We start from the raw sequence: 21,141 nt of genomic DNA, 5'->3' as shown, positions 1-21,141 counted from the left end.
AGCTGGCTAGTCGCCGGCGAGTCCGAGTTCCACCCGCACGCGGTAGCTGTCGCCCTCGGGGAAGGCGATCCGCCCGTGGCCGCTCTCGAAGATCCACGTGGCGAGCCACAGCGAGAGGTCGTTCGCGTGCTCCAGGTCGGTCTCGTGACCCCGGCGGAACACGCGCCGCTCCGTCGGGGACAGCGGCGGGGCCGGACTGCGGACCTCGACCGCGACGGCGTCGAGCGAGGCCGTCGTCGCCTCGACGGCGACCGTCGGATCGCCGGCGTCCGTCTCGGCGGTGCGGGCGAGCGCGTCCCGGAACAGTTCCGCGAACGCGCGGTCCAGGTACTCGCTGGCGATCACCTCCCGGTCGTAATCGCCGGAGACCGCGACCGCCGACTCGAGCGTGGACCTGTCGGCCGGTCCGCGTTCCCCGCCGTCGGCGAGCCGGTCGAGCGCGCGGTCGAGTACGACGGCCAGCGGAACGCGCTCCGAGCCCGACTCGCCGATCGTCCGCTGGGCGAAGCGGGCCTTCTCGGCCATGTCGAGCACCGCGTCGACGTGGCGGGCGGCGGTGTCGACGTGGTCGCGCTCGGCGGCGTCGAGCGCGTCGGTCTCCGCGAGCGCGTCGAGCAGCCCTGCGACGACGTTGAGGTCGTTGCGGATGTTGTGCCGGAGGATCCGGTTGACGACGCTCAGGCGCTGCTCGCGCCGGCGGACCTGCTGTCGGGCCGCCGACAGCGAGTACGTCTGTTCCAGCATGAGCCGGGCGTTCGTCGCGGGATCGTCCGTCGCGCGGTATCGCTCCGGCGGGACGTAGAAGGGGTTCTCACACACCGCGTTCCGGTAGACGACCTGCTTGTGGGTCCACAGCGCCTTCGCGATCGACTCCTCGGAGAACCGCGAGAGGTCGTACTGACACAGGGCCGTGACCGGGAGGTCCGGGCAGACGGCGTCGAAGTCGGCCTCGAAGTCGAGCACGTGGTCGAACGACGCCTCGGTGTGGAAACACCACGAGTTCTCCCCGGCGACGAAGACGCCTTCGTAGCCGTCCTCGACGCTTTCGGCGGCCGTCTCCTCCAACGTCCGGATCATCCGGTCCGGGTCGAATCCCGCGTCGAGGTACACCTCCGAGGCGTCGCGGATCGCGAGGTCGCCGGCCTCGACCCGGGCGGCGGCGTCCACGCCGGCCGCCCGCAGCGCGGACCGGATCTCGGTCGGCTCGTTCACGTCGGCGAGGTACAGGCACCGACGACCGTCCGAGAGGCCGCTCGCCAGGAACGCCGCCGCGACGGTCAACTGCGTTTCGGGCGACCGGTAAAAGAACGCGAGGTGCCGAACGAGGTCCCGGCGGTCGAACTCCCGACGGAGGTCGGCGGCGGTCCGCGTGTCCTCCGCCTCGGCTCCTCGGAACCGTCGCGTTTCCTCTCCGGTCATGTTCGGGGACCCCGGCGGGCGCGTGCCGTCCGGTCATCGGATGACACTGTCGCGACCGTCAAAACGGTGTTCCCCGAGTCGGCCACGGCCGGCTTCCCGTCCGCGGTCACGGCGCGACGCCGACCGTGAGCAGCGTCCCGAGTTCGCGGTAGCGCTCGACCATGTCCTCGCGCGTCTCCCAGTCGTCCGTGGGGAACGCCTCGGCCGGCGGGATGTCCACCTCCAGGTCCGGGACGTTGTCCTGCTCGGCGACGTGGAGGCCGGCCCCGCGGAAGGCGTCGCGGTACTCGGCGGCGTCCCAGCGGGTCATGTCGACGGAGATGTTCTCCTGCCAGCCGTGGCTGTGGACGTTCTCCTCGTAGTAGTTCACCGCGCAGTAGAAGGTGCCGCCGGGGCGGAGGACCCGGCGCACCTCCCGCAGGGTCTCGTGCGGATCGTCGCTGTAGTAGAACGCCTCCATCGTGAAGGCGTGGTCCAGCGAGTCGTCGGCGAACGGGAGGTGGCCGAAGTCGCCGACGACGAACCCCAGGTCCGCGTCCGGGTCGGCCTCCAGCGTGTACTCGCGGGCGTTGCGGGCCATCTCGGGCGCGCCGTCGAGACCGTAGCCGCGCGTCATGCCGGTGGAGTCTGCGAGCGCGCGCAGCGCGTAGCCGCTGCCCGTCCCCAGGTCGAGCACGCGGTCGCCGTCCTCGACGGGCATCCGGGCGAGCACGTGCTTGGCGGTGTGCCAGTGTCGCTCCTCCATCCCCCGGTCGCGGCCGTCGGCGGCCCACGCGTCGAACTCCTCGCGAACGCTCATGTCGGTGCGGTCGTCGGCGACGACCTAAGGTTCCGCCGGTGTCGGACGGACGGCCGTCCTCGACCGGCGGTGACGGCCGTCGATCCTCGACCGCTACCCCCGCGACCGCCGCGGCGGCGACGGGGACGGGGCGGGGCGGGGCTTTAGGATGGACGCGGGCATAGCGGGGGTATGCACGTCCGGGACGCGGTGGAGGCGGACGCCGAGGCGCTGGCGGCCATCGCCGACGCCCCGTCGGACGCGATGCGGGGGCTGGTCCACGACCGGACCGTCCGCGTCGCCGTCGAGGCGGAGGCGGCGACCGACCCCAACGAGGACGTCGACGCCGACCCCGCGGACCTGCTGGGGTTCGTCAGTTTCGACGTCCGCGGCGACACCGTCCACGTCACGCAGTTCGGCGGGACGCGCGGCGCCGCCGAGCGCCTGCTGGAGGAGCCGCTCCGGTTCGCCGCGGGCGAGGGCATGGGCGTCGAACTGCTCGTCGTCGAGGACGAGACGGAACTGCGGGAGGCCGCCGAGTCCGCCGGCTTCGTCGAGTCCGGGCCGGGCCCGCGCTTCGAGGGGAAGGCGACGACCCGCTACCGGGTCGAGGAGGCGTGAGCCGGCGACGGGTCGCGCCCGCGCTCAGTCGTCGCCCGGGGCGGGCACCTCGGCGTCGCTGAGCGAGGCGTCGGGCTCGAAGACGACGCTCGGGTCGAGGTCGTCGAGGGGCTCGTCCGCGCGGACGCGGTCGGGCCAGTCGTGGTTGGCGAGCGCGCCCGTTCCGAGGGTGATCAGGTCCGCGCCGTCCGCCAGCGCCGCGCGCGCGTTCTCGGGGTCGCCGAGGCTTCCGTTGGCGATCACGGCGACGTCCTCGACGGCGTGTTCTAGGGCCAGTTCCGCGAGCGTGCGGTCGGTGTCGGGTACCTCCGGGACGGTCGCGTCGCCGCCGGTGACGTGGACGTAGTCGGCGCCGGCGTCCGAGAGCGCGCCGAACAGCGCGGCGGCGGTCGCCTCGCCGTCGGGCCACACGCGCTCCTCGTCGGTGACGGCCCCCTGGGAGGCGCGGACGCCGACGACGAAGCCGTCGGGCGTCGCCTCGTCGATGGCCGCCGTGACCTCCGCCGGGAACCGCGCGCGGTTCTCGGGCGAGCCGCCGTACTCGTCGTCGCGGTCGTTGACCAGCGGGTCGACGAACTCGTGGAGGAGGTAGCCGTTGGCGGCGTGGACCTCGACGCCGTCGAAGCCGGCGTCGACGGCCCGCTCGGCGGCCGCGACGAAGCCCGCCTTCACCTCGGCGAGGCCGTCGGCGTCGAGCGCCTCGGCCTCGGGGAACTCGCCTGAGCCGCCGTACAGCTCCGACATCTCCCCCGGCGGGCGGTACGCTGACGGCGAGACCGGGCCGCGGCCGTACCGGTTGCCCTGGGCCTGCGCGCCGGCGTGCATGAGCTGTGCGAAGATCGGGCTGCCCTCCGCGTGGACGGCGTCGACGACCTGCGCCCAAGAGTCGGCCTGGTCGTCGGTCGCGAGGCCGGGCTGGTTGGGGTAGCCCTGGCTGTGGGTCGCGTCCGGGTGGACACCCTCGGTGAGGAGGAACGAGAAGCCGCCGCGGGCGAAGGAGGCGTAGTAGCGGGCCATCCGCTCGGTCGCGTGGCCCTCGTCGGTGGCGCTCGTGCGGGTCATGGGGGCGAGGCCGACGCGGTTGTCGAGCGGCAGGCCGTTCAACTCGAAGGACTCGAAGAGCGGGTCGTCGCGCATCGTCGTGGTGTACCGCGGTCCGACCGATAAGGTGACGGCGGGAGTGCGCGCTCCCGTACACAACACGTGTGCTACCGTCCGTCGAGGCACGTGTGCTACCGTCCGTCGAGGCACGTGTGCTACCGTCCGTCGAGGCACGTGTGCTACCGTCCGTCGGGGACGGAGCGATGAGGGACCCGTCGTCGTGCGAACGAGTCCGGCGCCGGAACCGCCGGCGCTCAGACGAACTTCCGGACCGTCATGTCGAGCGTGTCGAGGTCGAGGATCGGGGCGTAGCCGGCGTCGGGGTCGATGTTGACGGACTTCTGGAAGTCGGTCTGGGCCTGCCAGCAGCCGGAGTTGACCGCGAGGACGTTGTGGTACTTGCCCCACCCGAGCTTGTGGACGTGGCCGGTGTGGAACACGTCGGGCACCTCGTCGATGACGAGGAAGTCGCGCTCCTCGGGGGCCACGCGGGTCTTCCCCCCGAACTGTGGGGCGACGTGGCGCTTCTTCAGGAGCTGGTACATCGCCCTGTGGGGCTCGTCGTAGCTGGCCTTCTCCTCGGGGAGCTCGGCGATCACCTCGTCGAGCGAGACGCCGTGGTACATGAGCACGGAGACGCCCGCCACGTCGACCACCGCCGGGTTGGACACGATCTGGGGGTCGTGCGCGCTCATGATCCCCCGGAGCTCCTCGTCGAAGCCCGGCTGGGGCTCGGCGAGGCGAACGGCGTCGTGGTTCCCCGGGATCATGACGATCTCCATGTCGCCGGGGACCTCCTTGAGGTACTCGGAGAACGCCTCGTACTGGTCGTAGATGTCGACGATGTCGAGCTCGTCGTCCTGGTTCGGGTAGACCCCCACCCCCTCGACCATGTCGCCCGCGATCAGGAGGTACTCGACGCGCTCGGCCTCCTCGGTGTGGAGCCAGTCGGCGAAGCGCGACCACGCGTCCGCGAGGAACTCCTGGGACCCGACGTGCACGTCGGAGATGAGCGCCGCCTGCACGTGGCGGTCGGCGGTGCTCGGGCGGTAAGTGCGGGGCACGTCGGGGAAGTGGATCGCGTCGACGAAGACGATGCCCGCGTCGTCCGCGAGGGTACCGGAGACGGCGATGCACTCGTCGAGCAGGAGCTCGTCCACCAGGTCCGCGATGTCGCGGTCCTTCATCACCAGACACGGGAACGTCCCGGTGGTGTCCTCGAGCTCGACCAGCCAGTGGCCCGAGGCTGTCGACCGGATGTCGTTGACGAGGCCGATGATCTCCACGTCGGCGCCGCCGCCCATCGCCTCGACGGAGTCGGCCGGTCGGTGGTTCACCCGGCCGCGAAGCTGCCCCGAGAGGCGCTCGTAGCGGTCGCGGAACACGCCGACGAACTCCTCGTAGGCCCCCGTCCCGGTCGACTGGCCCGTCATGTCGTTCGAGACGACCGGCGGCTCCGGCGAGCGACCCCCGACGGCGGACCCCCCCGTTTCGGGTGGAGACTCGGCGGGCACGTCCGGCGAGTTCGGCGCCGAGGTTCCACTCGAAACGGAGGGGTCTTCGGGGGAGAAGCGGCCGTCGCTCCGGCCCGAGCCGGCCGCGTCGTCCGCGGCGGACGGGTCGGCCGATCCGTCGGCAAGCTCGTCGGTACCGGCGTCCGCGACGCCGTCGCGGGCCGGGCCGTCGGGGGCGCCGTCGACGGCGGGCGGGTCGGGGACGGGGTCGGCGGCGAGCGCCTCCCGGACGTGGGCGACGGTGAGCACGAGGGCGTCGTCCGGGGCGGCCTCGACGGCCGCCTCCAGCGCGCGGTCGGGCGCCTCCGACTCGGCGATGAGCGTGACCGCCTCCCGCTCGGCGTTGTAGCCGCGGCTGGCGAGCGCCTGCACGACCCGCGAGGACGTCTCCAGCGGCACGGGCCGAGGTGGGCCGTCCCCGGGCAAAAGGATAGCGGACGGACGTGGAGCCGATGTCGGACGGCCGCGGCGCGGCCGGGTCGGGCGGGCGCACGACCGCGCCGGGTAACAGAAGCTTCAACACCGCACACCGGGTGGGACGTGGTAATGAGCGACGACGGGCGGTCGCCCGACGACCCGCTGACGCGGTTTCTCCACGCCGAGACGGGGGGGCTGATGTTCCTCCGGGAGGTGCTCTCCTCGGCGCTCGCCGTGGCGCTCGTCGGCCTGCTCCTGTTCGCCGTCTCCGGCGTCTGGCCCCCGATGGTCGCCGTCGAGTCCGGCAGCATGGAGCCGCACATGGAGCGCGGGGACCTCGTGTTCATCACCGAACCGGACCGGTTCTCTCCCGAGTTCGCCCACGGGGAGACGGGCGTCGTCACCTACGAGGTCGGGGCCGAACGGGGCTACTCGACGTTCGGCGCCCCCGGGTCGGTGATCGTCTACCGGCCGCCAGGGGAGGGGGGTCCGCCGATCATCCACCGCGCGCGGTTCCACGTCGAGGAGGGGGAGAACTGGATCGACCGCGCGAACCCCGACTACCTCCCCGCAGACTCGTGCGACAGCGTCCCCGCCTGCCCGGCGCCGTACGACGGGTTCATCACGAAGGGCGACGCGAACGCCCAGTACGACCAGGTGAGCGGGATCGCGCCGGTCGTGCGGGCCGAGTGGGTCCACGGCGTCGCGCGCGTCCGAGTCCCGTACCTGGGCTACGTCCGCCTGGTCTTCTCGGAGGCGGTGGTGGCGCGGTCGCCCGGCGGCGTCGCGTCCGCCCCGAGCGAGCCGATGACGGGGTCGAGCGAACCGACGACGGGGCCGAGCGCTCCGACGACGGAAACGGCCACGCCGCCGAGCCCGAGCGAGCCGACGCTCGGTGCCGACGCGGGGAACGTAACTGCGGCGACCGGGTGAGTCCCGGGCCGAGGTCGTCGGGCCGGAGTTGTCCGGTACAGTCCGTCGGGGTTTCGGTACAGTCCCCAGTTTCGATTGGAATCGAAGCGATGGGCGAACTGCCGTACGTCGGTACGAGAGCGGAGGCGAAACGATGGGGGTTCGATCCGGCCGACGACGGGGGGTGTCCCGGTCGGTCAGTTGTCGAATCGGGCCTGGACGAACGGCTGGACGTCCTCGATGTCGCCGAGACGGGAGTCCGACAGGAGGACCGCCTCCGTCTCGTCGATGGGGACCGAGAGGCTGATCTCCTTCGTCCGGCCGTAGCGGCCCTTCGAGACGACGACGGCGTTGACGATGCCCAGCATGTCGAGTTCGGAGATGAGGTCGGTGACGCGACGCTGGGTGAGCACGTCGGCGTCGATCTCCTCACAGAGCCGCTTGTAGATGTTGAACACCTCGCCGGTGTTGACGTTGTGGACGCCGTTCTGCTCCAGCAGGATGATCGAGAAGAGGACGATCTTGCTCTGGGTCGGGAGCGTGCGCACGACCTCGACCACGCGGTCCAGTTCGATCTTGTCCTGCGCCTGGCGGACGTGGGCCTCCTCGACCAGGTCAGACTGGGACCGCTCGGCGAGCTCGCCGGCGGTCCGCAGGAGGTCGAGCGCGCGACGGGCGTCGCCGTGTTCCTGCGCGGCGAAGGCCGCACACAGCGGGATCACGTCCTCGGTGAGCGCGTCGCCCTTGAACGCGATGTCCGAGCGGTGCTGGAGGATGTCGCGGAGCTGGTTCGCGTCGTACGGGGGGAAGACGATCTCCTCCTCGCCGAGGCTCGACTTGACCCGGGGGTCGAGGAAGTCGGTGAACTTCAGGTCGTTGGAGATGCCCATGATGGAGATCCGGGAGTTGTCCAGCTCGGAGTTCATCCGCGAGAGGTTGTACAGGGTGTCGTCGCCGGACTTCTCGACGAGCTTGTCGATCTCGTCGAGCATGATGACGACCACGCGCTCGTGGTAGTCGACGGCGTCGAAGAACGTCGAGTAGACGCGGTCGGTCGGCCACCCCGTCATCGGCACCTCCTCCATCCCCTCGCGGTCCTCCTCGAGTTCGGCGATCCGCTCGTCCACGTCGGAAACCGAGTCGAACTCGGTGTCGGCCAGAGCGTCCGACCGGTCCGTCGCCGCCGAGCGGAGCTCGCGGAGCTCCTCGAGGCGCTCGTCGATGACCGCCTCGTTCTTCTCGATGAACTTGTTCGCGAGCTGGGCGAGCACGCGGTACTGCGTGTCGGTCACCTCGCAGTTGATGTACTCGACCTCGCAGGGGACGTCGTACTTCTGGCTCGTGGACTCCAGCTCCTGGGAGACGAACTTCGCGGACGCGGTCTTCCCGGTCCCCGTCTTCCCGTAGATGAGGATGTTCGAGGGCGTCTCCCCACGCAGCGCGGACACGAGGATGGTCGCCATCTTGTTGATCTGGTCGTTGCGGTGGGGGAGTTCGTGAGGCGTGTAGGAGGGACGCAACACCTCCTTGTTCTCGAAGATCGGCTCGCCCGACAGCAGATCGTCGAACAGGCCGGTACTGGCCTCGTCGTCGTCGTCGCCGAGCACCTCGTCCACGTCCAAGTCCACGTCGGCGCGCGAGCGCGAGCCGGAACCGAACTCGAAGGAGTGTTCGCCGCCGGCAGGATCGTCTGCGACGTCCCCGTCGCCGACGTCCGTGTCGACGGCCCCCTCGTCGTCGGTGGCGACGTCCGTGTCCGGGGACCGACCGTCGCTTCCGGTGGAGTCCCCCGTCACGTCCGGGTCGTCCGCCGACCCCGGAGGGTCGTCGCTCTCGCCGCCGTTCGAGCCTCGTTCCGTTCCGTCGTCCCGTGTCATCCGTTCGTGGTACCCCCTCGTTTCGACTGGAGCCCGCACCGGACATCCGACGAATCGGGGCGCGTCAGAACGCATACCCTCTCATTCGTGTCCGGTGAGACGCCGGCTGGCGTCCAAATGATGCAACCGAAATGGATGGGCAGCCTGTTAAAAAACGTTACTGTTCGGCGGGATCGGATCCTCCCCGGGTTCCCCGCCGCTCACGTCGAGGAGAAACCTTGGGGTGTCGGAGTTGTTGAGGTGTCGGAGTTCGAGACGGGACCGACGTGTGCTCGCACTCTCGGACGGAACATCCCTGTCGGCACCGTACAGCCCCGACGTCCGTAGCCGGACCGTCGTCGCTACGGGCCGACAGGAGACGGGCCGGACACCAACAGTTCCACCCGAACGTCCGGGATCGACGTGTCCGGGATCGGCGGCACCGTGGATCCGTGGCAGCGTGGATCGGCGGGAGATCGTGTGACGGCTGGCCCGGCGAGGCGTCCGGAGGATCGCTCGAGGATTCGGTCGCGGCGGTCCGTCGGGGGAGACGGACAGCTCGGGCGAGGTAGTCGTATGTAACCGGATTCGACTAGAAAGGGGGGAGGTTCCATCGTGGCGGAGAGCGGTCGGTGATGCCGGCAGGGTCGGGGGTTCCCCCGCCCCCCACCCCTTCGTTTCCGGTGGAGACCGTCGAGGACGGGGTGGGGGATGGGGTCGTTTAGACTGCGACACCTTTATCACACATGCTAGCCAACAATATCCGCACGACTAGCAGATAGATTTTGTTTGGGTGTGAGTGAGGGGAAGATAACGTCGTGACTGCCCTCCCTGCCCCACCGTCCCGCCGGGTTCCACTCGAAACGAAGGGGTGGGGGTGGTCATCACCCGACAGCTTCTCCACGGTTCGGCGCCGGAAGTGTTCACACCGCGACACTCGATCCGGGTCCGACCAGTCGGACACGGCGGCTATCGTCGAGGGATCGTTCACGGCCGACGAAACCACGGGACGCTAGTCGGGACGCCGTCGGATCACCCGGAGATTCTCTCCCGTCCGATCCGCCGGCTCGTCGTCCCGCGTCGTTCCCCGCTCCGAGCCGTCGCCCCGAAGCCGGGACGTCGCGTCCGCGGTCGGAACCGGTCGGGATGGGGAACCGGCATGCCGACCGTTCCCCACCCCCGTTTCTAGTCGAGGGAACCCCTCGGTTTCGATCGAACGACGCCGGTGGAGAGGAACGACCCGGCGGGTCGGGTCGACCCGTCCGTTCCCGTCGAGAACGCTCGAAGCAACGTCTGACGTAGCGCTTAAGTGACGCGGCTGGTTTGGGGGGATAACGCCCTCCACACGGGACGGAGGGGGATGGAGGCCAGGATGGGTCTGCTCACTAACCTCAGGGACAGTATCACACGGGTCACCGATCGGCTCTTCGCCGACGACGAACCCAAACGGATCGGGATCTACGGCCCGCCGAACGCCGGGAAGACGACGCTGGCGAACCGGATCGCCCGCGACTGGACCGGCGACGCGGTGGGGCCGGAGAGTCACATCCCGCACGAGACGCGTCGCGCGCGCAGGAAAGAGAACGTCACCATCGAACGGAACGGGAAGACCGTCACCATCGACATCGTGGACACGCCGGGCGTGACCACGAAGGTGGACTACAAGGAGTTCCTCGACCACGACATGGAGAAGGACGACGCCGTCAAGCGGTCGCGCGAGGCGACCGAGGGGGTCGCGGAGGCGATGCACTGGCTCCGCGAGGACGTCGACGGCGTCATCTACGTCCTCGACTCCACCACCGACCCGTTCACGCAGGTCAACACGATGCTCATCGGGATCATCGAGAGCCAGGACCTGCCGGTGCTCATCTTCGCGAACAAGGTCGACCTCGACGAGGCGGACGTGAAGCGGATCTCCGACGCCTTCCCGCAGCACGAGACGGTTCCGTTGTCGGCGCTGGAGGGCGACAACATGGACGAAGTGTACGAGAAGATCGCGGAGTACTTCGGATAATGCCGGAAGCAACTACCCCGGACAACGGCGACGACGGCGTCCGGATCGACCTGATCAGCGGCGCCCGAATGGAGGGGCTCACCTCGATGGAGAAGATCCGGCTCATCCTCGACTCGGTCCGCGACGGCGACATCGTGGTCCTGGAGGCCGGCCTCAGCCCGGAGGAGGAGTCGAAGCTCATCGAGGTCACGATGACCGAGATCAGCCCCGACGACTTCTCCGGCATCGAGATCGAGACGTACCCGTCGACCCAGAAGCCGAACCAGGGGCTCGTCGGTCGACTCCTCGGCAAGGAGGAGTCGGCCAAGAAGCTGACCGTCATCGGGCCGGCCAACCAGATCGAGACGCTCCACAAGGACGAGGACCTCATCAGCGCGCTCGTCTCCCGGAAGTAACATGCCCCACCAGTGTACCAACTGCGGGCGGACGTTCGCCGACGGCTCGAAGGAGATGCTCTCGGGGTGCCCCGACTGCGGCGGAAACAAGTTCCAGTTCCGTCCGGCGGACGCCGACGGACCGGCGTCGACCGTCGACCCGACGACGGGCGGTTCGCCGGACGACACCGCCGGGGACGCCCCCGGAGGCGACGGTCCCGCTGGTCCTGCAGACGGGGAGGCGTTCACGGGGGGCGCCGACGAGGGTGACGTCGCCGGATCCGCCGAGAGCGCGGAGACGGCCCGAACCGCCGACGAGGACGGCGCGCAGGCGAGCGCACGCTCGGAGGTGGTCTCCGAGGACGAGATCGCGGCGGCGGCCGGGTCGACCGGCCCCGGCGACGGGCCCGGCGACGACCCCGCCGGCGACGACCCGGTGGTCGACGAGGGGGAGACGGAGGCCGCGGACCCCGACCTCGACGCGCTCCGCCGGAAGCTCAACGACCAGTTCGAGTCCATCCGCATCGTCAGCCCCGGCAAGTACGAACTGAACCTGATGGAGCTGTACGACCGCGAGGAGTACATCATCTCGCTGCGCGAGGACGGCCGGTACGTCATCGAGATGCCCGAGGGCTGGGACGACCGCTGAATCGGTTCGGCCCGAACCCCGTAGGGACCGGGCCGTCGCGACGATCCACGTCCGGGCGGTTCCGTCGACCGAAGTCCGGCCCGGTCCGGCGGTCGCGGGAGGTCCACGGACAGTCCGCCGATCGCGGACGTGGCGAGCTCCGAGCACCCGAAACCGGCGATTTCTCGCTATTCTGACCGGTCAACCCTCGGTTACGTCCGAACCGATCCCCATCATCCTCGACCGGCCCGTCACCGGCTCCACCCGAAATGTACCCCCACTCCCGAACTGCACCCGTATACCCGAACTTCACCCCTACACCTGAAACCGACCCCTTCACCGGAACCGAAGTGCTCCACAGGTACTCCTCCGCTCAGGACCCCGACCGATCCGCCCGAAACCGCCCGCTACCGACAGGCCCTTGCCACGTCCGTCGTCACTCGCGCGTGGATGTCGTCCTCGCTTCGCGAGCGCCTCCGCTCCGTCCCGTTCGCGTTCCCGGCCGCCCTCGCCCGGCTGGGACTGATCGACCGGAAGAAGGGGACCGAGGCGTTCGACCTCGCCGTCCCGGTGATGGTGACCGGCGGCCTGCGGACGCTCCTGCGGGTCGCTGACTTCCTCATGGTCGGGGTGTACGCCGGCGGCGCCGCCGTCGCGGCCCTGGAGTTCGGCTTCCAGTACTACTTCGTCCCGTTCGGCCTCGCGCTCGCGCTCACCTCCGGGACGATCAGCGTCGTCTCGCGGTTCCAGGGGGCCGACGAGCCCGCGGAGGCGAACTTCGCGATCAAGCAGTCGCTGTGGCTCGCACTCGCGCTCGCAGTCCCGATCACCGTCTTCACGCACTTCTTCGCCGAGGAACTGGTCGGCGTCCTCACCGACGACGCCCGGACGATCGAACTCGGGGGCGCGTACCTCCGGGTGGTGATGTACTCGGTCGGGTTCCGCTTCTGGTCGATGATCGCCGCCCGGGCGCTCGCCGGATCTGGCGACACCCGCACCCCGATGTACGTCCGCCTGCTCACGCTCCCGACGAACGTGGGCCTCAACGCCGCGCTCGTCTTCGGGCTCGGTCCGTTCCCGGAACTCGGCGTCGTCGGCGCCGCCTGGGGGACCGTCGCGGCCACGACGCTCGCGGGGGTCGTGTTCGCGTGGGCGCTGCTCTCGGGTCGCTACTCGGTCAGGCTCCCGGTCCGCGGCAAGCAGTGGGACGCCGACATCGCCCGCGAACTCGTGCGGGTGAGCCTCCCGCTCGCCGGCACCCGGCTCTCGCGGACGTTCGGCCGGTTCCCGTTCCTGTTCGTGCTCGGCGTGCTCGGCACCGAGGTGGTCGCCGCGTACGCGATCGGTCGCCGGGTGATGCTGCTCGCGTTGATGCCGGCGTGGGGCTACTCGACGGCGGCGTCGACGCTCGTCGGGCAGGCCATCGGCGCCGGCGACGACGAGGAGGCCGACGAGTACGGCTGGCAGGTACTCCGGCTCGCGCTCGTCACGCAACTGCTCATCGGGGCGGCCATCGCCGCCGCCGCCCGGCCGATCGCGGCGGCGTTCGGTTCCGAGAGCCTCGATCTCACGGTCACGTTCATCCGGGTGTTCGGCCTCGGCGTCGCCGGGTTCGCGATCGCCAGGACGATGCGCGGCGGCCTGCGCGGGGCGGGCGACACGCGGTGGCCCCTGTACGGCGGCCTCCTCGGCACGTACGCCCTCCGGCTCCCGATCGCGGTACTCGCGCTGCCGGCCGGCTACGCCGTCACGCTGTTCGCCGGACCGCTCGCGGCGACGCTGGGGCTCGCGCCGCTGGTCGTCCCGCTCCCGGGGATGGATCTGGGGCTGACGACCGTGTTCGCGGCCATCGTCGCGGACCTGTACGCCCGGGCGGTCGTCAATCTCGTTCGCTACTGGAGCGACGCGTGGAAGCGGGTCGCCCGCGAGTCTGACGTGGGGGCGTCGACGGACGCGGATTGAAGGGTTTATGCACCACGCCATGCGAACCGGAACCATGAGCAAGGCGACGAAGATCGTGCTCGGTACCGTCGGTGTCTCGGCCGTCCTCTCGGTCGGCATCATCCTCGTTCTCGCGTTCGGGTAGATGGCCGGCTTCGAGCGGCGGACGCTCGCGCCGCCCGTCGAGGCCGTCCGCGAGTCGTACGCCCCGGACTGTCTCGTCCTCGACGCCGGGGCGGACTTCGAGACGCTCCCGCCGGAGGCGGCCGAGGAACTCGGCCTGCTGGTCGACTCGCTCGACCCGGCCGCGTACCCCACGGACTGGGTCCCCGACGACGCCCCCGCACAGCTCCGTCGGTTCGCCGGGTCGGACTTCACGATCGGCATGCCCGGCGACGGCACCGTCGTGTGGACTCGCCAGACGGTCCCCCCGACCGTCATCGCCAAGAAGCGCGCCGAGGGAACCCCCGAGGACTTTCTGGGGTTCCTGTTCGCGGAGGCGTTCGTCGAGCTGTCGCTCGACGTCCCGGAGCACTTCCTCCCGTTCTTCGGCGAGCAGTACCCGGATCTCGCGGCGGCGACGCCGCTCGGGCCGAACGAGACGTACCAGCTCGCGGCGGCGCTGTTCGACGCGTGGGTCGGGCTCCACACTCGCGAGGAGTTCGCCGGCTGGGGGGAGGACGCCGACCGCGACGCCGACCACGTCGCCGACAGCGGTCCACACCCCGAGATCCACGCGGCGTGGGTCGACGCTGGCGAGCGCCTGGTCCCGCGCCTCGACGACCTCGCGGGCGAGGTCGCCCGCGGGGAGCTCTCGTTCACCGCCGCGACGGAGTACGCCTGCGCGGCTGTGAAACACGACCTCGACCTCCCGGCGCCGTTCTCGGCGCTCGACACCGCCGCCTACCGCGAGCACGGCGCCGACTACGCGGTCCGGTGGGCCGAGCGGACGTTCGAGAAGCTCGGGGAGTAAGCGAGACGGGGAAGGCTCGCCCCCACGGGAGGAGCGGGCGGCGCTACGCGTCCGGCAGTTCGACCGTCACCGACCCGTCGTCGCGGAGGTCGATCACCACGTCGAAGAGGCCGCGGAACCGCCGGATCTCGTCGTCGTCGTGGACCTCCCGCGAGAGGTGGAACAGGCCGACCGCGTCGTGTTCGGCCAGCAGGTCGAGCATCGCCTCCGTGGCGTCGTACACGCCGTCGATATCGGCGTAGTACGCGAGCTCGGTGAGCGAGTCGACGCTCACCCGACGCTTGCCGGCGTGGGACGCGAGGAACGTCTCGACCTGCCGGACGACGCCGTCGAGGTCGTCCGGGGCGGAGACGTAGTGGAAGTGGTCGGCGCTGCGTCGCGAGTAGCCCCGCTCGACGGAGATGGTGTCGAGGATCTCCGCGCGCGACTCGTCGACGTCGTAGTGTTCGAGCTTCTGTTCGACCTCGCGGGCGGTGGTCCGCGTGGAGACGACGAGGAAGTGGTCGGTGTCGGCCTTCAGGAAGTCCGTGTCGATGCGGTCGGTCTCGCCGATGCTCGGGTGGAGCAGGAGTACCCCCGTCCCGCCGGGGATGACGGTGTCGGTGTCGCCGACGGCGAGCGTGTAGTCCATGCCCGTTCCTCCGGCCGAGCGAACTTAAATTCCGTTGGGGGGCGGGCCGCCGGACTCGGGGGCGGAGACCGGGACGGCCTCGACGGTCAGAACTCGCCCTGTACGATCTCCAGCACCTCCTCGCGGTCGCCCCAGTCGACGAAGATGGCGACGGAGGTGGCGGAGGTGATGATGTCGTGGACGTTGATCCCCGCCTCGGCGACGGGGCCGACGATGTCGGAGACGACGCCGGGCCGGTTCGGGAGTTCCCCGCCCATCACGCGGATGACGGCGTAGTCGCCCTCGACGCTGACCGACGACAGCGAGCCGTCGCCGACGACGACCTCGTCGTGGAGGGCCGCCTCCGCGCGCTCGGCGACCTCGACGTCGACGTAGAACGTCACCGAGTCCATCCCGGAAGCGACGGCGTCGATGTTGATCTCGTCGTCGCGCAGCGCCCCCGAGAGGTCCGCGAGGATCCCCGGCCGGTTCCGGATCGCGCGCCCGGCGACGGTGATGCACGCCAGCGGTTCCTCGCGCATGTCGATGAGGTTCTCGAAGCTCCCCTCGATGCGGGTCCCGCCGCCGAGGAGGTCGCCGTGCTGGTAGTGGACGACGCGCACGTCGAGGTCCTCGTCCTTGTACACGAGCGCCGAGGGGGCGATCACCTCCGCGCCGCGGAACGAGAGGTTGCGCAGCTCGTCCACCGTGATGCTCGCGACGTTGCGCGCCCCCTCGACGACGTGCGGGTCGCCGGTCATGACGCCCTCCACGTCGGTAACGATGACGACCTCGTCGGCGTCCATGTACTTGCCGAGCATCACGGCGGTCGTGTCCGACCCGCCGCGCCCCAGCGTCGTCACCTCGCCGTCCAGCGTCTGCGCGAGGAATCCCGTGATCACGGGGACGACGCCGTCCATCCGTGCCGCGAGGGTCGCCGCCCGCTCCCTCGTCGCCGCCACGTCGACCTCGCCGACGTCGTCGGTGATGACGGGCCAGTCGTCGCGCCCCGGTTCGAGGAAGACGGCGTTCACGCCGCGGGCGGCGAGGGCGGCCTTCAGCATCCGGACGGAGGTCCGCTCGCCCATCGAGACGATCTGGGCGCGGTCCTTGTCGTCGACCTCGAAGGTGATCTCGTCGAGGAGGTCGTCGGTGGTCGACCCCATCGCGGACGCGACGACGGCGATCTCGTGGCCCTGCTCGACGGCGGCGGCGATGGAGTCGGCGGCGCGCTCGACCCGGTCGCCGGAGCCGAGCGAGGTGCCGCCGAACTTGGCGACGACGCGCATCAGGCGCGCACCCCTACGAGCGGTCGGTGGACGTCGGCGTGTCGGTGGTTCATGGCGCCCGGTAGCACGGGTTCGCGTTTAACGCTGTCCTCTCTCGCAATGGTCGCCGGCGGCGGTCGGGGGCCCGGCCGCGACGGCCGGGACCGGCCGTCGACGGAACCGGTCGCCGCCGTCGGGGGAGTTTTCAGCGGGGCCGCCGACGGGCGGGTATGGTCGGCCGGAACAGGCGGTACGCGCTCGCGGACTCCGCCCAGCAGATCGTCGGCGGCTTCCTCCTGGCGGGGCCGTTCGTCGTCACCGAGGAGGTGTGGACGCTCGCGGGGAGCATGGCCTGGTTCCAGGCGCTCGGCACCGTCGCCATCGTCTTCGCGATCGGCTACGGCGCGCTGTACAAGGCCGACGACGAGCGCGACCCCGACCGCGAGGCGGAGGTCGCGGGCGTCCCGGTCCGGTTCATCTCGCTGGTGCTCGTGTCGTACCTCTCGGTGGTGATCCTCGCGCTCGCGTTCGACGCCCCGAACACGTTCCTCGCCGAGGAGTACGGCTCGGGGACGATGCCGCAGCTGTTCGTGACCCTGAAGGCCGTCTCCGTGGGCGCCGTGTTCTCCGTGGTCGGCGCCGCGACGGCCGACTCGGTGTTCTGAGCGGTCGGACGGGTTTCGCCTCCCGCCGTCGCGACGACGGAAACGAGTTTCAGTAACTCGCGGTACTGAAACCGCGTTCCGGGAACGCCTTTCGGGGCGACACGAGTAGCGCCGATATGGTGTCGCTGGTCCGTCGGTACTACCTCTACCGCGCGTCGCTGTCGTCGGGCTTCTACATCCCCGTCTCGGTCGTCTACATGGAGTCGAAGGGGCTCGGGCTCCCTGAGATCGGGTTCGTCCAGGGGACGTTCCTGTTCTCGATGGTCGTCTGGGAGCTCCCGACCGGCTACCTCGGCGACCGGCTCGGCCGCAGGGCGGCGCTCGCGCTCGGGAGCGTCGTCAGCGTCGCCGTGATGGCGGGGTTCGCGCTCGCCGACTCGACGGCGGACTTCGCCGTCGTCTACGCGCTCTGGGCGGTCGGCTGGACGTTCAAGACCGGCACCGCCGACGCGTGGCTGTACGAATTGCTCGCGACGCACGGCGACGAGGACGAGTTCTCCCGGATCAGCGGCCGCGCCGACTCGACCCTGCGCCTCGTCTCGGGCGCCGCCGCGCTGTCGGCAGGCCTGCTGTACACCGTCGACCCCGCGATCCCGTTCCTCGCGAACGCCGGGCTGGCCGCGGTCGGGCTGCCGGTGTTGTTCACGCTGCCGCGGACACAGGGTTCCGACGACCACTCCGGGGCCGCGGACGACGCGGACTCCGCTCCCGTGAACGACGCCGCCGACGCGGACACGGCGGATGACACGCGCCGCGACGGCGACGACACGGGCCGGACGAACGGAACCGACGCGGCCCCCGACGGCGACCGCGGCCGTGACGCGACCCCCGACCCGATCGGGGTCCGCGAGGCGGCCGGCGTCCTCCGGGCACAGCTCTCGCGGCCGTCGATCCGGTGGATCGTCGCGTACGCGGCGCTGTTCAACCTCGTCTTCTCGGTGACGCGGGTGTTCGAGCAGCCGGCGATGCGGTCGGTCGGCGTGCCCGTCGCGGGGCTGGGCGTCCTGTACGCCGGGTTCAAGTTGGTCTCGGCGGTCGCCTCCGGCCTGACCGGGCCGATCCACGACCGGCTCGGCACCCGCGGGGTGCTGTTCCTGCTGGTCCCCGTCGTGGGGATCGCCTACGGCGCGTTCGCCCTCGTGCCGGTGTTGCTGGTCCCCGCGCTGTTCTGTCGGCGCGGACTCCAGCGGATCACCCGCCCGGTCCGCACCGAGTACGTGAACGACCGGGTCGAGGACGTGGGACGGGCGACGGTGCTGTCCGGCGTGTCGATGGCGCTCACGCTCGTCTCGGGGACCGCGAACGTCCTCGGCGGGCGGGTCGCGGGCGCGGTCGGGCCGCTGGCCTTCCTCTCGGCGACGGGTGTGACGGTGGCGCTGCTCGGGGGCCTGCTGTGGGTCGCGGTCAGCCCCGTCCGCGAGCCGACGGGAGCGGCGTCGCCGTCGTAGTCTCGCGGGCGCCCGCGTCAACCGCCCGGAGGTCGCTCACTTCCCCTCGAACAGCCGGTCCCCGATCCGCTCGGGGAGCCCGGCGTCGGCGACCGCCTCCGCGACCGCCTCGACGTCGTACTCGACGCGCCGCTCCTCCACCGTCGCTCCGTCCCCGTCGTCCCCCAACTCGAGCAGCGCGTACGCCGCCCGCGGGTCGCCGTCACGGGGCTGGCCGACGCTGCCCGGGTTGAGCACGACGCCCTCGTCGAAGACGCGGTGGCCCTGGACGTGGGTGTGTCCCAACACCAGCGCGTCGAGGTCGGCGGCGTCGACGCCGTCGCCGAGACGGTCGGCGGCGCGCTCGATCAGGCGGCCGGAGAACTCCCGGGGGTAGGTGTAGCGGTCGGGGTCGACCGGGTGGCCGTGGGCGACGGCGACCCGGCCGTCGGCGACGGTCCGTCGGTCGGGGAGGTCGGCCAGCCACGCCAGCGCGTCGTCGTCCAGCGCCTCGCGGGCGTGGTCGACCCCCGCGGCCGCCATCGAGTTGAAGCGGAACGCCGACCCGGTGGCGACCGCGCGGTCGTGGTTCCCCATCACGGTCGGGACCGCGCGCTCGCGGACCGCCGCGACGCACTCGGCGGGCCAGGGGTTGTAGCCGACCACGTCGCCTGCGCAGACGAGTCCGTCGACGGGCGGCATGTCCGCGAGGACGGCCTCCAGCGCGACGCGGTTGCCGTGGACGTCCGAGATGACGCCGAGTCGCATGGGGGACGGGACGGGCGCTATCGTGGTAGTTCCGGCGCCGGGTCGGCGTCACCGTGCGAGCGCGAGGGCCGACTCGATGTCCCCGCGCCACGGGTCGCCGTGACCGGGCAGGAGCGTCGCCGACCCCACTCCTTCGAGTCGAGCGAGCGACGCTCGGGCCTCGTCGTGGTCCTCGTCGGCCGGGCCGAGCAGCTGGGGCTCCCCCTCCCGGTCGCGTAGATGTCCCGCGTGGCGAGCACGTCACCGCACAGGAGTACCCCGCGGTCTTCCAGAAGCAACGCGCACGATCCGGGGGTTTGACCGGGTGCGACGATCACGCGCGGTTCGCCGGGGACGGGAAGAGTCTCGCCGTCAACGAGCGGTTCGGCGTCGTCGAGCGCTTCCACGTCGGTGACGCCGGTTCGCAGCAGTTCGACGGCGTAGCGGAGGAACCCCGGACGCCAGAGGTTCCGGTAGAACCACCCCGGGGGGCTCTGGGGATGGCTTCCGAGAAGCGGACGGTCGTCCGGGTGACAGTAGACGGGCACTCCTCGATCGGCCAGCCGGGCGGCGAACCCGACGTGATCGGCGTCCGCGTGGGTCAACACGAGCGCGACGACGTCGTCCACCTCGCGGCCGGTGCGGTCGAGCCAGTCGACCAGTTGCTGCCAGTGTGCCGGAAGGCCGGCGTCGACGACCGTCACCCCGTCGTCGCCCTCGACCACGTACCAGTTGACCCGGCGCGTCCCGAACCGGTGGACTCCCTCGGCGACCTCGCGGTCCGCGTGTTCGTCCCCGTCGTCAGCCGTCGCGCTCATGGGATCGGTTCCTGTCGTGTCCGTTTCGGAGGTCGTGTGAGCCGTCCACGGTCGGAGCTCCGGTCCGTCGGTGGGTCCCCTCTGTTCGGCTGCGGTCCGCCCCTACCCCTGTTCGGATAGGGCGTCGGGCGTGTATCACGCTACCGTGTGACTAGGTATTGCCTTTTCGGGAGGATGAATCGATGTGCAGCGATCCGGGCGGAGTACGGTCGATATACCGGTACAACGAGGAAACCGACGCCGATCTCCCGGGAACACAACGCCGCCGGCCGCTCCCGGAACGTCGTCGCTGACGAGACCGGAGATCACGCGAGCGCACGGATCGCGCCGCGATCCGGGACCGCCGTCCTGCCGAGGACTCGTTCGCTCGCTCACTCGTCCTCGCTCGTTTCGTGGGCGGCTCGGCCCTTCGGACCTCGCCGCCGTCCTGCCGAGGACTCGTTCGCTCGCGTTCGCTCGCTCACTCGTCCTCGCTCGTGTTCTGCACGGCGAACCCGACACTCTCCTCGCCGACGTGGACCCCCGCCGCACAGACGGCGTGTTCGTAGTCGAGGCCGTATGCGGTCCGCGCGGCCGCCACCGCGGTCCGCGGCTCGAACTCGAACGGCCGGGGCTCGTCCTCCTCGTACGTCGCCACGAGGTGGGGCTCGTCCACCTCGCGCACGAGCAGGGCGTCGCGGCGAACGATGCCGACGTAGCCGGCGTCCGCCTCGACGACGCCCGCGACGCGCGGGGTGTCGTAGTCGTCCTTCTCGTAGTCCATCGCGTGCAGCGCCTCCACGAGCGCGTCGCGCGCGGGGTACCCCCGGTCGTACTTCTCGGCGATCGGGTCGACGTGCGACCCGTTGCCGATCACGGCCCCGTCGCCCGCCCGCCGCGCGCAGTTGTACGAGACGTAGGGGTTGTCGGTCTCCTCGGCCTCGGCCGTCGGGACGACCGTCAGCGTGTCGTCGTCGCGGCGGGTCGCCTTCCGGTTCGGGAACGACCGAGAGGAAACGCGGTAGGCGCCCACCTTCGGCCCGACGACCACGAAGCGTCCGATGTACATACACGAGTGT

Annotated in this window: 20 protein-coding genes; 10 read left to right on the top strand and 10 right to left on the bottom strand. The window is 70.7% G+C overall.

Going from position 1 to position 21,141, the window contains the following annotated elements; translation table 11 throughout:
* Positions 1-6: 6 nt before the first annotated feature.
* Complete coding sequence (locus ACQUQ1_RS15690; RefSeq protein WP_435065258.1) at positions 7-1,419, bottom strand: MEDS domain-containing protein; 1,413 nt, start codon at positions 1,417-1,419, stop codon at positions 7-9.
* A 106-nt stretch (positions 1,420-1,525) separates the two neighbouring features.
* A complete protein-coding gene (locus ACQUQ1_RS15685) occupies positions 1,526-2,218 on the bottom strand; it encodes a class I SAM-dependent methyltransferase (protein ID WP_435065257.1) in 693 nt (230 codons plus the stop codon).
* Between the two features lie 171 nt (positions 2,219-2,389).
* Between ACQUQ1_RS15685 and ACQUQ1_RS15680 the strand changes: the two genes are divergently transcribed.
* Complete coding sequence (locus ACQUQ1_RS15680) at positions 2,390-2,818, top strand: hypothetical protein (protein WP_435065256.1); 429 nt, start codon at positions 2,390-2,392, stop codon at positions 2,816-2,818.
* Positions 2,819-2,842: 24 nt separating this feature from the next.
* Here ACQUQ1_RS15680 and ACQUQ1_RS15675 read toward each other — a convergent pair whose 3' ends face one another.
* Positions 2,843-3,955: an NADH:flavin oxidoreductase gene (locus tag ACQUQ1_RS15675; RefSeq protein ID WP_435065255.1), complete on the bottom strand. Its 1,113-nt coding sequence runs from the start codon at positions 3,953-3,955 to the stop codon at positions 2,843-2,845.
* A 218-nt stretch (positions 3,956-4,173) separates the two neighbouring features.
* Positions 4,174-5,832, bottom strand: coding sequence for a DNA-directed DNA polymerase II small subunit (locus tag ACQUQ1_RS15670; RefSeq protein ID WP_435065254.1), 1,659 nt, complete (start codon positions 5,830-5,832; stop codon positions 4,174-4,176).
* Between the two features lie 147 nt (positions 5,833-5,979).
* On the opposite strand from ACQUQ1_RS15670, the gene ACQUQ1_RS15665 reads away from it, so the two are divergent.
* Positions 5,980-6,783 (top strand): S26 family signal peptidase, encoded by an 804-nt coding sequence (locus ACQUQ1_RS15665; RefSeq protein ID WP_435065253.1) that lies wholly within the window; start codon positions 5,980-5,982, stop codon positions 6,781-6,783.
* 176 nt (positions 6,784-6,959) lie between these two features.
* On the opposite strand, the gene ACQUQ1_RS15660 is transcribed toward ACQUQ1_RS15665, so the two are convergent.
* On the bottom strand, positions 6,960-8,639 hold the full coding sequence (locus ACQUQ1_RS15660) for an AAA family ATPase (protein WP_435065252.1): 1,680 nt from the start codon (positions 8,637-8,639) through the stop codon (positions 6,960-6,962).
* A 1,351-nt stretch (positions 8,640-9,990) separates the two neighbouring features.
* On the opposite strand from ACQUQ1_RS15660, the gene ACQUQ1_RS15655 reads away from it, so the two are divergent.
* The 6 genes from ACQUQ1_RS15655 to ACQUQ1_RS15630 all read left to right on the top strand — a co-directional run bounded on the left by ACQUQ1_RS15655 (position 9,991) and on the right by ACQUQ1_RS15630 (position 14,548).
* Positions 9,991-10,632 carry an Era-like GTP-binding protein gene (locus ACQUQ1_RS15655; protein WP_435065251.1) on the top strand — a complete coding sequence of 214 codons (642 nt, stop codon included), beginning with the start codon at positions 9,991-9,993 and terminating at the stop codon, positions 10,630-10,632.
* Positions 10,632-11,027 (top strand): DUF2073 domain-containing protein, encoded by a 396-nt coding sequence (locus tag ACQUQ1_RS15650; protein WP_435065250.1) that lies wholly within the window; start codon positions 10,632-10,634, stop codon positions 11,025-11,027. The genes ACQUQ1_RS15655 and ACQUQ1_RS15650 overlap by 1 nt, the downstream gene beginning before the upstream one ends.
* A gap of 1 nt (position 11,028) precedes the next feature.
* Positions 11,029-11,655 carry an OapC/ArvC family zinc-ribbon domain-containing protein gene (locus ACQUQ1_RS15645; RefSeq protein WP_435065249.1) on the top strand — a complete coding sequence of 209 codons (627 nt, stop codon included), beginning with the start codon at positions 11,029-11,031 and terminating at the stop codon, positions 11,653-11,655.
* A gap of 429 nt (positions 11,656-12,084) precedes the next feature.
* Positions 12,085-13,596, top strand: coding sequence for an MATE family efflux transporter (locus tag ACQUQ1_RS15640; RefSeq protein ID WP_435065248.1), 1,512 nt, complete (start codon positions 12,085-12,087; stop codon positions 13,594-13,596).
* A gap of 34 nt (positions 13,597-13,630) precedes the next feature.
* Positions 13,631-13,720 (top strand): hypothetical protein, encoded by a 90-nt coding sequence (locus tag ACQUQ1_RS15635; RefSeq protein WP_432765008.1) that lies wholly within the window; start codon positions 13,631-13,633, stop codon positions 13,718-13,720.
* On the top strand, positions 13,721-14,548 hold the full coding sequence (locus ACQUQ1_RS15630) for a DUF7089 family protein (RefSeq protein WP_435065247.1): 828 nt from the start codon (positions 13,721-13,723) through the stop codon (positions 14,546-14,548).
* Positions 14,549-14,591: 43 nt separating this feature from the next.
* On the opposite strand, the gene ACQUQ1_RS15625 is transcribed toward ACQUQ1_RS15630, so the two are convergent.
* Both ACQUQ1_RS15625 and ACQUQ1_RS15620 read right to left on the bottom strand, forming a co-directional pair.
* Positions 14,592-15,179, bottom strand: coding sequence for a DUF7090 family protein (locus ACQUQ1_RS15625; RefSeq protein ID WP_435065246.1), 588 nt, complete (start codon positions 15,177-15,179; stop codon positions 14,592-14,594).
* Positions 15,180-15,265: 86 nt separating this feature from the next.
* On the bottom strand, positions 15,266-16,447 hold the full coding sequence (locus tag ACQUQ1_RS15620) for an aspartate kinase (RefSeq protein ID WP_435065245.1): 1,182 nt from the start codon (positions 16,445-16,447) through the stop codon (positions 15,266-15,268).
* Positions 16,448-16,656: 209 nt separating this feature from the next.
* On the opposite strand from ACQUQ1_RS15620, the gene ACQUQ1_RS15615 reads away from it, so the two are divergent.
* On the top strand, positions 16,657-17,091 hold the full coding sequence (locus ACQUQ1_RS15615; RefSeq protein WP_435065244.1) for a DUF2391 family protein: 435 nt from the start codon (positions 16,657-16,659) through the stop codon (positions 17,089-17,091).
* A 116-nt stretch (positions 17,092-17,207) separates the two neighbouring features.
* Complete coding sequence (locus ACQUQ1_RS15610) at positions 17,208-18,539, top strand: MFS transporter (protein ID WP_435065243.1); 1,332 nt, start codon at positions 17,208-17,210, stop codon at positions 18,537-18,539.
* 36 nt (positions 18,540-18,575) lie between these two features.
* Here ACQUQ1_RS15610 and ACQUQ1_RS15605 read toward each other — a convergent pair whose 3' ends face one another.
* The 3 genes from ACQUQ1_RS15605 to ACQUQ1_RS15595 form a co-directional block, all read right to left on the bottom strand.
* A complete protein-coding gene (locus tag ACQUQ1_RS15605) occupies positions 18,576-19,286 on the bottom strand; it encodes a metallophosphoesterase family protein (protein ID WP_435065242.1) in 711 nt (236 codons plus the stop codon).
* Between the two features lie 17 nt (positions 19,287-19,303).
* Positions 19,304-20,083 (bottom strand): MBL fold metallo-hydrolase, encoded by a 780-nt coding sequence (locus ACQUQ1_RS15600; protein WP_435065241.1) that lies wholly within the window; start codon positions 20,081-20,083, stop codon positions 19,304-19,306.
* A gap of 460 nt (positions 20,084-20,543) precedes the next feature.
* Positions 20,544-21,131, bottom strand: coding sequence for an IMP cyclohydrolase (locus tag ACQUQ1_RS15595; protein ID WP_435065240.1), 588 nt, complete (start codon positions 21,129-21,131; stop codon positions 20,544-20,546).
* Between the last annotated feature and the right edge of the window lie 10 nt (positions 21,132-21,141).

It is taken from the genome of Halobaculum sp. EA56 (assembly GCF_051195075.1).
Classification (GTDB): domain Archaea; phylum Halobacteriota; class Halobacteria; order Halobacteriales; family Haloferacaceae; genus Halobaculum.
This window is presented reverse-complemented; position numbering and strand designations above follow the sequence as displayed.